This is a genomic window from Methylocaldum sp. (assembly GCF_039794385.1).
In the GTDB taxonomy this organism is placed as follows: Bacteria; Pseudomonadota; Gammaproteobacteria; order Methylococcales; family Methylococcaceae; genus Methylocaldum.
In genome coordinates, this window is the sequence record NZ_JBDIVO010000014.1 from 1 (window position 1) to 13,658 (window position 13,658).

Consider the following 13,658-nt stretch of genomic DNA (forward strand, 5'->3'; position numbering starts at 1 on the left):
GCCCATCGTGTACGGTACCGTCGCCGCCTGGTTCAGCCGTCCGCGTGCCGTGGTGAATTACATGGCCGGTCTCGGCTGGCTGTTCACTTCCGACAGGGTCAAGGCGCGGCTGCTTCGTCCGGTGGTCCGCGCCGTGTTGAGGCAGCTTTTCGCACGGGGGCACGTTATCGTGGAAAACCCGGACGATTACGAGCAGATGATGAGCTTGGGGTTGCCGGCCGCCCGTGTGAGCTTGATCCGGGGCGCCGGTGTGGATCTCCGGGAATTCAGTCCGGCGGTAGAGCGCGATGGGGTCCCTTTGGTCGTCCTGCCGGCGCGCATGCTCTGGACCAAGGGGGTAGGAGAGTTCGTCACGGCCGCCGAGCGGCTGCGCGCCGAAGGCGTCGCGGCGCGATTCGTCCTGGTAGGCGATCCTGACCCCGACAATCCGGAATCGGTCTCGATCGACCAACTCGAAAGCTGGCGGCAGAAAGGGGCGGTCGAATGGTGGGGGCGGCGGGACGACATGCCTCAAGTGCTCGCCGCATGCCATATCGTCTGCCTGCCCTCATATCGGGAAGGCCTCCCCAAGGCGCTGCTCGAAGCGGCAGCCGCGGGAAAACCCATCATCACCACCGATACCCCCGGCTGTCGGGAGGTGGTCCGTCACGGCGACAACGGTCTGCTGGTACCGGCGGCGGATGCGCTCGCTCTGGCCGAAGCGCTCAAAACGTTAATCGAGGATGGGCCGCAGCGGGAGCGGATGGGGCGTCGCGGCCGGGAAATCGCGGAGACCGAATTTTCCTCGGAAAAGATAACCTCCGAAGCTTTAGCCCTGTATAACGCCGTCCTTTCGTGAGTGGTAGGTCGGCAATCCCTTGCCGACGAAGGTGTCTCCGTCAGGGGAACTTCAATTCCCCGCTACCGTCATCTTTTCGAGCAAAATAGATCCGGTTCGGGTATTGCCCCGCAGGTCTACATCGTTTCCGACGGCCTGTAGATTCATGAACATATCTTTCAGGTTGCCCGCGATGGTGATTTCCTCCACGGGGAACTGGATCTCGCCGTTCTCCACCCAAAATCCGGATGCGCCGCGGGAATAATCGCCGGTGACCGGGTTGACGCCCTGGCCCATCAGTTCGGTGACGAGAAGGCCCGTGTTCATGCGTTTCAGCAAGCCCTCTAAATCGAGTTCGCCGGGGTCGATGACGAGATTGTGCACGCCGCCGGCATTGCCGGTGGTTTTCATGCCGAGCTTGCGGGCCGAGTATGTGCTCAACACATAGGATTCGAGTATGCCGTCCTTGACGATGTGGTGAGGTCGGGTCCGAACGCCCTCGGCGTCGTAGGGTGCGCTGCCCAAGGCCTTCTTGAGGTGCGGTTCCTCGTGAATCCGTACGAAGGCCGGGAAGATCTGCTTTCCCAGATGGTCGAGCAGGAACGACGACTTCCGATAGAGATTGCCGCCGCGGATGGCGCCGATGAGATGGCCCAGCAGGCTGGACGCGATATCCGCCGCGAAGATCACCGGGCATTGCCGAGTGCTCAGCGAACGGGCGCCGAGCCGCTTTACCGTGCGCTCGGCGGCCTTTCGGCCCACCAGCTCGGCCGCTTCCATGTCTCGGGCGTCTCGCGCCACGGTCCACCAATCGTCCCGCTGCATGCTGTCGCCCCGCTGGCCGATGACCGAACAGCTCAGGCTGTGGCGGCTGGACGCATAGCCATGCAGGAATCCCAGCGAGTTGCCCAGGACTCGTAACCCTTGGAAGGTGTTGAGGCTCGCGCCCTCGGAATTGACAATTTCGGGATGAAACTGGCGTGCGGCATTTTCGCAGCCTATCGCCAGGTTTATGGCGGTTTCCGCGTCCAGGTCCCAGGGATGATAAACGTCGAGATCGGGGAACTCGGTGGCCAGCATGTCCCGGTCGGGCAATCCGGCATATTCGTCTTCGGCCGCGTATTGAGCGATCCGGCACGCGGCTTCTACGGTTTCCCGCATCGCCGTCGCGCTGAGGTCGGTGGTGCTGGCCGAACCCTTGCGCTGGCCCACGTAGACCGTGACGCCGAGTCCGCGGCTGCGATGATGTTCAATGGTTTCGACCTCGCCCATCCGCGCGGTGACGGAAAGGCCGTGCTCCAGACTGACGCCGGCCTCCGCCGAGGTGGCGCCTTGCCGCCGGGCTTCGGCCAGGCAATCCGCCACCAGGGATTTCAATTGTTCGAGTTGTTTTGCTTCACGTGCGAAAGTCGTGGGTTCCTGCACGGATGGCTCCTTCTAATCGTTAAATCGTTCGGATATAGGAACGGGTGGGGCGCTGGTCTTAAACCCGAGTACCGCCCACGGTCAGCCCGTCCACCCGCAAGGTCGGCTGGCCGACGCCCACGGGTACGCTCTGGCCGTCCTTTCCGCAGGTGCCGACGCCGGTATCGAGCTGCAAATCGTTGCCGACCATGCTGACGCGGGTCAGCACGTCCGGGCCGTTGCCGATCAGGGTCGCGCCTTTGACCGGCCGGGTGATTTTCCCGTCTTCGATCAAATAGGCTTCGCTGGCGGAGAACACGAATTTGCCCGAGGTGATGTCGACCTGGCCGCCGCCGAAGTTCTTGGCGAACAGCCCTTTTTTCACCGAACCGATGATTTCCTGCGGGTCGTGAGGCCCCGCCAGCATGTATGTATTGGTCATGCGGGGCATGGGCAGGTGGGCATAGGATTCGCGGCGGCCGTTGCCGGTCGGCGATACGCCCATGAGCCGGGCGTTGAGCTTGTCCTGCATGTAGCCCTTGAGAATGCCGTTTTCGATCAAAACCGTGCATTCCGTCGGCGTGCCTTCGTCGTCGATATTGAGCGAACCGCGCCGGCCGGGCAGGGTGCCGTCGTCGACTACCGTACAGAGCGGCGAAGCCACGCGTTCGCCGATTCGCCCGGCGAAGGCCGAAGTGCCTTTGCGGTTGAAATCGCCTTCGAGTCCATGGCCTATCGCTTCGTGCAACAAAACGCCCGGCCAGCCGGGTCCCAAGACCACGGTCATGGTTCCCGCGGGAGCTTCGACCGCTTCCAGATTTACCAGAGCCTGGCGCACGGCTTCCCGTGCGTATTCGATGGCCCGGTCTTCTTCCAAAAAGAAGCGGTAATCCGCGCGGCCGCCGCCGCCGCAGCTGCCTTGTTCGCGGCGCCCGTTTTCCTGGACGATCACGCTGACGTTGAGCCGCACAAGCGGACGCACGTCGCCATGGAGCGCTCCGTCCTGGCCGATCACCAGAACGACTTCGTGGCTGCCGGCAAGGTTCACCATGACCTGTTCGACGCGCGGATCGAGTCTCCGGCATTCCTCGTCCAGACGTTTGAGGAGGGCGATTTTCTCTTCTTCGGGCAACGATTGCAGCGGATCGATCGGCAGATAAAGCTGTGGCGGGCGATATAGTCCGGAGACTTCCCGTTTGCCCTGTGCTCCCTCTCGAGCGATGGCTCGCGCGTTCTTGGCGGCTTCGAGCAGGGTCGGCAGCGTAATTTCGTCGCTGTAGGCGAATCCGGTCTTTTCGCCGGAAACGGCGCGTACCCCGGCGCCTTGTTCTATGCTGTGGCTGCCTTCCTTCACGATGCCGTCTTCCAGCATCCAGGACTCGAACCGGGTGGATTGCAGATAGACGTCGGCGGCATCCACCGACGCGCTCAAGAGCTGTCCCATGACGCGGTCGATGTCGCCGCCTATGAGTCCAGCCGGCTCCAGCAGGGTTTGCCGGGCGATTACAAGAGGATCATGACTCATGATGAGGTGTGAGAATTAAGCTGATGATAAAAACTAGCCTACACGCCATAGCCCTCAGCGGCAATGCAGTTTGCGGTGGGTCAGGGCCGGAAACGCGGCCCGCACTTTCTGCAGCCGGTCGCGGTCGAATTCCGCAGTCACCACACCGGCGCCCTGTGGAAGGCTGCCGAGCACCTGGCCCCAAGGGTCCACGATCATGCTGTGGCCGAAGGTTTCGCGGCCGTTGACGTGAAACCCGCCCTGATTGGCGGCGACGGTGTAGCACAGGTTTTCGACCGAACGGGCGCGCACCAGGATTTCCCAGTGAGCGGCGCCGGTTTGCGCGGTAAAGGCCGAGGGAACGACGAGAATGTCCATGCCGCTGTCCGCCATCTGCCGGAACAGTTCGGGGAAGCGGAGATCGTAGCAGATCGACAAACCGAGTCGCCCGAACGGCGTGTCCAGGACCAGAGCCTCGCTACCGGCGTCTATGGTCTTGGACTCGTGATACTGTTCGTCGGTGCCGGGCACGTTGACGTCGAACAGATGAATCTTGTCGTAGCGTCCTGCCCGCTCGCCTTTGTCGTTATAAACCAGGCAGGCAGCGCGGACTTTGCCGTTGTCGGCGCGGATCGGCATGGTGCCGCCGACCAGCCAGACCTTCAGCCGCTCCGCCGTCTGGGCGAGAAAATCCTGGATCGGTCCGGAACCGTCGGCTTCGGCTACGGCCAGTTTGTCGGTTTCGGATGTACCCATGATGGCGAAATTTTCCGGGAGCACGATCAGGGAAGCGCCCCGGGACGCGGCTTTCTCGACTAGTCGCCCCGCCTCGATGAGGTTGGCGCTGACATTGGGACTGGACGCCATCTGGATAGCGGCGAGAACCGTTTTACTCATTCGTCTTTTTCTCCGTTTCGGTGCCAAAACCTGATAAATCTTTCATGCCGCTCCACGCTCGGTCGAGAATGTCGAGCGGCAGGTTGCGGCTAATCTTGGTGATTTGCGGTTCGTCCCAACTACCCTTGACGGCGTAGTGGGTCGCGGTGATGCTGTCCACTTCCTCGCCGACCAGTTGTTGTGCCAGAAGCACGGCAGCCCCAACTGCGGGTCCGCCGGCCAGAGCGCCCGCGATGGGCAGAGCGACGCTGGTGTGGGGTATGACGGTGACGACTTGATCCAAATCTCTCGCCACCAATCCGGCGCGGCCGTTGATGACGATCTTGGCGGGAACCGCATCGATTAGAAAACCCTTCGTTACGGCTTGACTGTTGCCGAGCTGAAAGGTTCCCAGGACGCTGTCATAGGCTAGGCCCTTGCCGAACAAATCGCTGAAATCGAAGGACAGCCTGCGCCACAACGTGTCCAAGTTTAACATACCGAGCACCCGGCCCAGCCCCGGCTCGACCTTGAGAATCGCGCCTTTGCCCAGCTTCATCCGGATATCGCCTTTGACGCTGGCACGGGAAAATTGCTGGGGCGCGCCCGGCCAGGACAAAGTGAAGTCGACGTCGGAAGGGGTTTCCCTGACCTCGCCGGAATAACCGATGACGGTCAACAAATCACCCATGTCCTCGATGCGGAGTTTCCCCTCGATACGCGTGGATACGGTTTGGTCCGCCGACCGTGTCCAACTGCCGTGGATGTCGAAGCGGTGATTTTTGGTCCCGCCCTCGAGTGTTCTTATGATCATGCCATGAGCGTGGCGTTCGGTTTGAAGTGTGAATGGGCCTAAATCGGCGTCCTGCCAGAGTAGCCGCTTGGCATTAAGCGCCAGATTCGGTACGGCGGACGGATCGATGGGTTCGATGTTCGCCGGTCCGGCTTTATTGGCCTTCAGTTTCGGTAACTTGAGGTGTTCCAGATCGAAAGCGATCGAATCGGCCGTGGCTTTGAAGCCCCCCTTGCCGTAAGCGCTGGCGATATGGCCCCGCCAATGTCGGTCTTCGCTCTCCATGTCGATGATCAGGGGACCCAAGGTTTCTTTGTTCCAATATAGCGTCCCGACGTTCAGTTCCAGTTTACGCAAGAGACCGGTACTGCCCGGCTCGTCCGAGGAGTTGGGCAGCAAGCGCCGCCATTCGGCGGCTTCGAGTTCATCCAGTCGGGCGAAAATTGCGAGGCCGGGTTTCGATGAGGGGGAGGGGAGCGGTGTTCCGATGGCGATATCGCCCCCTTCCAGCTCGATGCCGGTATCAGATTCCGAGAGCTTGAGCCGTGCGGTGACATCGTGTCCATAGCTCAACCGAAGCGGGATCTTGCTGCCGGCGAGAATCGCCGTTTCGATGAATAGATCTTTTCTCGCTTTTTCGCGCTTTCCGAGTGGCGCCGGCAGATTCAACTCCAGGCCCGTCATTCCGGACGACAGCGACAGAACCAGCGGATCGCTTTCGGTATCGAGCGATTCCGGAATCCGGAGATTGAGCCGATAATCCGTGGCTCCCCGCGCCCATCGCCAAAGACTGCCGGGGATTTGTTCCTGCAGGTCCGACACTCCGATTCGGCCTTTGATCTCGACCGAAGTCTCGGCCTTCTGTCCCGAGATGCGGATGACGGCGGGACGATCGAACGCCGAGGCTCGAATGGCATCGGCGCTCAAACCGGTTCGCGTAAAATGCAAGGGGCCGTTGATGTGCCCCAGTTCCAGCCCGGCATCCTCGACGCGGAGGGTCGCATTTTTGAATTCCGCTTTGCCTTCGACTTCGGTATCGCCCAGTTTTTGATCGAGCGGAATGGTCAGGTTCAGCGAAATATCCGTTTCGCCGGCGGTGCTCACGAACTTGCCGAGCCGTTCAGGGATATCCCGAAGGGGAGTGTGGGCGAGAAAATCCAGGGCATCCGGCACCGTCGCGCGAGCGGTTCCGCTCAGTTTGAGCCAAGGCGAAGACTTTAGGTCCTTGGTTTCGGCGTGCGCTTCCACAATCTGGCCCTGGCCGATTCGTCCTTTGGTCGAGCCGATTTCCATGCCGGGACCGTGGAATTGCACGCGGACGTCGGTTTGGGTCAGCGGCGGCCAGTCCGGATGAAAGCGAAGTTCGATGTTTTGCGCTTCGATCGAGGATTCGAATACGCCTTCGTTCCGATAAAACGGGAAATCGGCGATCGCGCCGTGAAACAGGAGATGGGCATTTCGGACTTGTCCGCCGATCAGCGCCTGCTCCAACCAACGCGAAGTTTGGGGGATTACGGCGAAAGGCAGGTAATTCTTGACGGCGGCCACGGTCGTTTCGCCGAGTTGCACGCGAAGATCGAGGAAGGGAGAGGCATTTGGGCTTTTCGGCAGGACGACTCCGAACCGGCCGCGTGCGGCGAGATCAGCGTTTTCGAGCGAAAGCGAACGGGATGAAATCGACCAATCCGTGTCGGTTTGCCGCCAGGACAGATCGGCCGTGGCCTTATTCAGATGAACCGGGCTCTTCAGTCCCAGCGCGGCCGGTTGGATATCCCCGTTTTCGACTGATACCGAGATCCGGCCGGTTTTGTCGGTACCGCAGAGTTTTCCGGTGAAGCCGGAAACGCCCGGAAGCGATTGCCAGGCATTCGAGCCGAAATCGTCGAATGTTCCGCACAGGGCTACGCGTTCGCCCAGCGATCTTCCGGGTGCGAAAAAGAAACTGGTATTCCGTACGGTGCCGCGCGGAGCCAAGTCCCTCAACATTCCGCCGGCTTTTTCGCCGAGCACCGGGAGAGCGTGCAAGACGGTGTTGATATCGCCCAATTCGAGGTACGACGCTGCGGCGCGTATGACGGCAGGCGTTCCGCCGGCGCGACGGGTGAGAGCGAAGGAAAGGCGGGTCTTGGGCCAGGTGTCGGTCAACGCCGGCCTGAAGCGATCGAGATCCAGTCGCCAGCCGTCGTTTTCCAGCTGCCACCTGAACCGGCTTTCCAGGGAGGCCAAAGCCAGCTGATTTTCGGTGTTTGAATCCCCATGGAAAACGAATAACGGCTTTGCGAGCTTGACGTCTCCCGTCACGGAATTCAGCGCGCCGTTCCAGTTTCCCCAAAGTCTGAAATCCGCTATTCCGGATTTCATGGCGAAACGCGGCGTCGATAAGGCGTCGGCTATCCGGGCCGTATCGATGCGCTTTCCTTCGAGGTAAAGCTTTCCGGACCACTCCTCGGCCCGGAAGAGATCGCCTTCCGCATTCAGGACAAGCCGGAATGCTTGGCCCAGACTTTGAGGCAAGATGATATCGGCACCGAGCTTATGTTTTCCGTTTTTGTTGGCAAGCCGGATATTCGCCCGTCCTAAGTGCAGAGACGGTTTGTTCCCTTGCAAATCCAGCCATTCCAGATCGCAGTCCAACAGTTCGAAGCGGCCGTCGCCCATGAGCCAGGCCGGCGGCTGGTCGCGCACGTGCAGACCTACGATGCCGATCGTGCCGTCTTGCCTGCGCCGGATCGAGAGTTTCGCTCCGATAATCTTCAGCCGGTCGAAGCTGGGTTGGCCGGTCAACAAGGTGCGAAGCGGATCGACGTCGACGCGGATTGCGGCGAATCGGATCGCCGGCTGGCCTTGCGAGTCCAGGATATGGAAGCCGTTCAGGGAAAACTCGGGATGGAAGCCATGCAGGCGGGCCGACAGTTCGTCGATTCGGACGGTTTCGCCGATCAGGAAACCGATTTCGGTTTCCAGGCGGCGGCGATACTCCGCCGCTCCGGGAAACAGCCAGAAGCGCAGGACAGTAACCGTCAGCGCCAATATGACAATGAAGCAAAGACCGAAATACAGCGCCGTTCGGTGGGTAAAACGAAGAATTCTTTTCAAAAGACGGCGCTACAGCAGGACGACATCGTATTGCTCCTGGGTATACTGCGTTTCGGCGCGGAACTTGATGCGAACCCCTAGGAATGTCTCCAGTTCCGACAAGGTGTCGGCTTCCTCGTCCAGCAGTCGCTCGACGACTTCGTTGGATGCCAGCACGAGGAGTTCCTGGACATTATATTGACGCACTTCGCGAATGACTTCGCGGAAAATCTCCATGCAGACCGTTTCCGGCGTTTTCAACACCCCGCGTCCGCTGCACGCCGGACAGGGCTCGCACAGGATGTGCTCGAGGCTCTCGCGGGTGCGCTTACGCGTCATTTCCACCAGCCCGAGCGAAGACACCTCGCTGATGGTGTTCTTGGCGTGGTCCTTTTCCAGGCTTTTTTCCAGCGCTTGCAGGACCTGCTGCTTGTGGTCCTCGTCCCGCATGTCGATGAAATCGATGATGATGATGCCGCCGAGATTGCGCAGCCGTAGCTGGCGCGCAATGGCTTGGGCCGCCTCCAGATTGGTCTTGAAGATGGTTTCTTCCAGGCTGCGTCCGCCGACGAAGGCGCCGGTGTTGACATCGATGGTCGTCATCGCCTCGGTCTGGTCGAACACCAGATGGCCGCCTGACTTGAGCATGACCCGGCGCTCCAGAGCCTTCTGTATTTCGTCCTCGACGCCGTAAAGATCGAACAAAGGCCGTTCGCCGGAATAATGCTCGACGAGGGGAGCCAGTTCCGGAACGAATTCCTTGGCGAACTTGACCAGGCGACCGTAGGTTTCGCGAGAATCGACCCGAATTTTCTCGACTCGGGCGCGGTGCAGATCGCGCAAGACCCGCATGCTGAGCGGCAGGTCCTCATGAAGCAAGGTTTTCGGCTTGACGGTCTTGATCCGCTGAGCGATGGAGTTCCACAGCTTAAGCAGGAACAGCATGTCGGTGCGGAGCGCGGTTTCTTCGATGCCCTCGGCGGCGGTGCGCGAGATGAATCCTCCGGTGGCGTGCTCCTTCTGAAAGGTTTCGATGACGGTGCGCAGCCGAATCCGTTCCTGAGCGCACTCGATGCGCTGCGATACGCCGCAGGTTCGGCTGTAAGGCATATAGACCTCGTACACCGACGGAATGGCGATTTCGGTGGTGAGCCGCGCGCCCTTGGCACCTATGGGGTCTTTGACGACTTGTACGACCAGTTCCTGCCCTTCGTGAAAAATCAGCTCGATCTGGTCGGTCGGTGTTTTCTCCCGATCGGTGGCTCCTAGATCCGATATGTGCAGGAATGCCGCCCGTTCCAGCCCGATGTCCACGAAAGCGGCCTGCATGCCGGGCAGCACTCGGCAGATCTTGCCCTTGTAGATGTTGCCGACCAGCCCGCGGCGGCGGGTTCGCTCGATCAAGACCTCTTGCAAGACGCCGTTTTCGACGATGGCTACGCGAGTCTCCCGCGGTGTGACGTTGATGAGTATTTCGTCGCTCATGCGCCGGCTAGGTGGCAGAAACGTTGAGGACCGAGATCCCGACACATTTCAACAGTTCCGCCGTCTCGAAAAGCGGCAAACCCATGACGCCCGAGTAGCTGCCGGACAGATGCCGAATGAAGACCGCACCCTTGCCCTGAATGGCGTAGGCGCCGGCTTTGTCGCGGGGTTCGCCGGTGGCCCAGTAAGCTTCGATTTCTTCCTGGCTCATTCGGCGAAAGCTCACGCTGCTGACACTCAGCGCTTCCCAATGCCGGTCGCCTTTCCGCAGCGAAACGGCGCTCAGGACCCGATGCTCCCTACCGGCCAGCTGCGAGAGCATGCGCGAAGCGTGCTCGAAATCTTGCGGCTTGCCCAAGATGTTCCCGTCCAATACGACCTCGGTATCCGCCGCCAATACCGGCAGCCTGCCGCCGCTGCTCTTCCATGTTTCGAGCGATTTTTCCGCCGCCACGCGCTGGACATAGGCTTCGGGGGACTCGTTCGGCTGCGGGTGTTCGTGAACTGCGGCCGGCATCACGTCATAGGCGATGCCGAGTTGATCGAGCAGTTCGCGGCGGCGGGGCGATGCCGACGCCAAAATAATCTGCGGACTTCGGGTGTCCATGCTATCGGTGATAAGGGTGATGCTGCAGAATGCTCCACGCCCGGTAGATCTGCTCGGCTACGATGATACGCACCACCGGGTGAGGAAAAGTCAACTTCGATAAGCTCCATCGTTGATTCGCGCGTTCCAGGCAAGCCGGAGAGAGTCCGTCCGGTCCTCCCACCAGAAGCGCCACGTCGCGTCCGCTTTCCAGCCAGCGCGCCAAAGCTGCGGCCAAGTCCGGCGTGCTCCACTCCTTTCCCGCCACATCGAGCGCGACTACATGCACATCGCGCGGCAATGCCGCCAGCATCCGCTCTCCTTCATCCTCGGTCAGTCGGACGATGTCGGCATTCTTCCCGCGTTTCGCCGGGGCGATTTCCTTCAGCGCCAGTTCGCACTCCCGGGGCAGGCGTTTGGCATACTCCGAATAAGCTTCCGTCACCCAATCCGGCATACGGTTACCGACGGCCACCAAATGAATCCGCATGTGACAGCGCGGGACAAAAAAACGAATTATAAGGCAATCGGCCTAATTTACCGACTGCGACAAATGGGGTGGCTGAAAGAAAAAGCACGTAGGATGTGCTGACCGAAGGGAAGCGCATCGGTTGCGAACGATTCGCTTCCTTGCGTCAGCGCATCCTACCGGCTCGCCATCGACGCGTTGCGAATCAAGCCAGTTGCAGCATCTTGTTCAGAGCCAGCTTGGCCCAGCGTGCGTCACCCTCGGGTACTTTGATGCGGTTGACGACGTGTCCTTCCACCAGGTTTTCCAGCACCCAGAGCAAGTGTTGCGGATCGGTTCGGAACATCGTCGAGCACATGCACACGGTCGGGGACATGAAATGAACTTCCTTGCCCTGCGGCTTGAGTTCCTCGGCCAGCCGATTGACCAGGTTGAGCTCGGTGCCCACCAGCCAGCGGGTGTTCGGCTCCGCCTCGCGTACGGTTTTCAGAATGTATTCGGTCGAGCCGATGTACTGGGCTTTCTGGCAGACTTCGAAAGAACACTCGGGATGGGCGATCACCCGTGTGTCCGGGTAACGCTCCAAAAAGCGGTCGATATGCTCGGGACGGAACATCTGATGCACCGAGCAGAAGCCCTTCCAGAGAATGATCCTCGCCCGGCGGATTTCGTCTTCGGTCAGGCCGCCCATGGGTTTGGCGAAATCCCAGGTCACCATCTCGTCGAGCGGAATGCCCATGCGATAGCCGGTGTTGCGTCCGAGGTGCTGGTCGGGAAAGAACAGCACTTTCTGCCGCTGGGCGAAGCTCCAGTCGAGAATCTTTTGGGCATTGCTGGAGGTGCAGACGATGCCGTTGTGCCGCCCGCAAAAGGCTTTCAGATCGGCCGCCGAATTGATGTAGGTCACCGGCGTCACGATTTCGTCGGGATCGAACAGTTGACCGAGTTCGCTCCAGCACCGCTCGACGGCGGCCAAGTTCGCCATGTCGGCCATCGAGCAGCCGGCCGCGAGGTCGGGGAGAATCGAGATTTGTTCGGGACGCGACAGGATATCCGCCACCTCCGCCATGAAATGCACGCCGCAGAACACGATGTACTGGGCACTGGACTTGGAGGCTTCGCGGGACAGCTTGAGGGAATCGCCGGTCAGGTCGGCGTGGCGGAACACCTCATCGCGCTGGTAATGATGGCCCAGAATCACGCAACGATCGCCGAGTTTTCGCTTCGCGGCGATGATTCGTTGCTCGCACTCGGCGTCATCCAATAGGGCAAATTGCTGTATGGCAAGAGCGGATACGGACATAATTCGGCGGTAACACGAGTGAAATATGGCAGTGTGGAGGCCGATAATAACACAGCAAAATAGTGCGTAATAGGTGTCGCGAACGGGATCGACGGTGTGGTCTTGTTGCGAATCAATCTGAGAAATGCGGACTGGCGTTTGGGATATTCCGACTCAGTTCCGCGGACGCAGTTGATTCAGGGGGGGCGCCGAATTGGCGGCGAAACGCGGTGGCGAAGTTGGCGGCACTGGTGAAACCGGCCCGGTGCGCAGCCTTGTTCACGCTAACGCTTTCGCGTTCCAGTGCGGTGCGTGCACCGTCCAGCTGAACCGCCCCGGTTTTCCCGGAGACAGTTAACGTTGAGTCAGGCCGCGATGACCGACCAGTTTCAGCTTCCGCCGCAGCAGGCCGGTCAGGGAATGGCGCCGCCATCTAATTCCGTCATCGTTGTTTCTGTGGAAGCCTCGCCAGTCTCGGCACCCGAGTTCATGGCGACGTTCCAGTCCCGCACCACGCGTTGCGCAAACGACCGCACTCCTTGATCGGCATCTCCGGCGAGTCGCTCGAATGCATCGATCACCGCACGATCGCGGAATCCCTGACTAGCGCCATGCTGCCATAAGTGGTGCGCTGCACGCTGACGGAACTCGGAGGTGCGGCCGGACGCTTGGGCGGTGGCGATCAGCGCTTCCGTAGCCCTGGGATCGTCAACGCCCTCCAGTACATCCAGCGCCTCCTCGTGCAATCGGCTATACGGCGATCGTAAGGCATCCAGGGCCCGTTCCACCGAAGCGGACAGTCGGCGCCTTTGAGCCTCTTCGAAAAGTTTCTGCTGGGCTTCGGGATCTCTTGCTTCGTCCGGATCGATCCCCGCGTACGATCCGGGCAGTGGGCGGAACTCGTCCAGGCTCTTAGGCTCGCCGGGAGCGGGTTTCGGCTCCGCGGCGATCAGCCGGAGCGTGTCCGCGCTGCCCGGATTTCCCAGGACTCGCGTCACCCAACGTCCTTGGTTGTCGGGATAAGCTACGAAGGAATAACCGTCGAGCAGTCGTCGCAGCGCCTCGGGCACGTCGAGGTCGGCGAACGTCACCGATACCTTTCGGCGGTCGGCTTCCGCCTCGCCGATGAGGAAGCGGATTCCGGCGGCGGCCCCGACTTCTTCCAGGCAACGCTGCAAGGTTTGATTTTCGCAGCGCAGGCTCAGGCGCTGATCGGTATAGCGCGCTTCGGGCTCAACCGTGGAAGTGGCCGGAAGCGCTTCGCCGCAAACTCCCGCCAACAGTGCGACGGCTCCTAAAATGGTTTTCCGGTGGATCATGATCACAAGACCTCGTTCGGTGTGGGTTCGCCCGTTACTTTCGCCATG

Annotated in this window: 10 protein-coding genes; 1 reads left to right on the forward strand and 9 read right to left on the reverse strand. The window is 60.6% G+C overall.

Features of this window, described 5'->3' with window-relative positions:
- Positions 1-838 (forward strand): glycosyltransferase (locus ABJK70_RS02510; protein WP_347257346.1); only part of this gene is annotated, 838 nt, incomplete at its 5' end.
- Between the two features lie 51 nt (positions 839-889).
- Here ABJK70_RS02510 and pmbA read toward each other — a convergent pair.
- From pmbA to ABJK70_RS02555, 9 genes are all read right to left on the reverse strand, one after another.
- Positions 890-2,242 (reverse strand): metalloprotease PmbA, encoded by a 1,353-nt coding sequence (gene pmbA, locus ABJK70_RS02515; RefSeq protein WP_347257347.1) that lies wholly within the window; start codon positions 2,240-2,242, stop codon positions 890-892.
- Between the two features lie 58 nt (positions 2,243-2,300).
- Positions 2,301-3,746 carry a metalloprotease TldD gene (gene tldD, locus ABJK70_RS02520; protein ID WP_086135314.1) on the reverse strand — a complete coding sequence of 482 codons (1,446 nt, stop codon included), beginning with the start codon at positions 3,744-3,746 and terminating at the stop codon, positions 2,301-2,303.
- A 54-nt stretch (positions 3,747-3,800) separates the two neighbouring features.
- Positions 3,801-4,622, reverse strand: coding sequence for a carbon-nitrogen hydrolase family protein (locus ABJK70_RS02525; RefSeq protein WP_347257348.1), 822 nt, complete (start codon positions 4,620-4,622; stop codon positions 3,801-3,803).
- A complete protein-coding gene (locus ABJK70_RS02530) occupies positions 4,615-8,490 on the reverse strand; it encodes a YhdP family protein (protein WP_347257349.1) in 3,876 nt (1,291 codons plus the stop codon). Before ABJK70_RS02530 ends, ABJK70_RS02525 begins: the two co-directional genes overlap by 8 nt.
- A gap of 9 nt (positions 8,491-8,499) precedes the next feature.
- A complete protein-coding gene (gene rng, locus ABJK70_RS02535; protein WP_077728946.1) occupies positions 8,500-9,954 on the reverse strand; it encodes a ribonuclease G in 1,455 nt (484 codons plus the stop codon).
- 7 nt (positions 9,955-9,961) lie between these two features.
- Positions 9,962-10,561, reverse strand: coding sequence for a nucleoside triphosphate pyrophosphatase (locus ABJK70_RS02540; protein ID WP_086135317.1), 600 nt, complete (start codon positions 10,559-10,561; stop codon positions 9,962-9,964).
- 1 nt (position 10,562) lies between these two features.
- Positions 10,563-11,030 (reverse strand): 23S rRNA (pseudouridine(1915)-N(3))-methyltransferase RlmH, encoded by a 468-nt coding sequence (gene rlmH / locus ABJK70_RS02545; RefSeq protein ID WP_086135318.1) that lies wholly within the window; start codon positions 11,028-11,030, stop codon positions 10,563-10,565.
- Positions 11,031-11,214: 184 nt separating this feature from the next.
- Positions 11,215-12,312 (reverse strand): quinolinate synthase NadA, encoded by a 1,098-nt coding sequence (gene nadA / locus ABJK70_RS02550; RefSeq protein WP_077728949.1) that lies wholly within the window; start codon positions 12,310-12,312, stop codon positions 11,215-11,217.
- A gap of 392 nt (positions 12,313-12,704) precedes the next feature.
- Positions 12,705-13,610: a hypothetical protein gene (locus ABJK70_RS02555; RefSeq protein WP_143735082.1), complete on the reverse strand. Its 906-nt coding sequence runs from the start codon at positions 13,608-13,610 to the stop codon at positions 12,705-12,707.
- Positions 13,611-13,658: the final 48 nt, after the last annotated feature.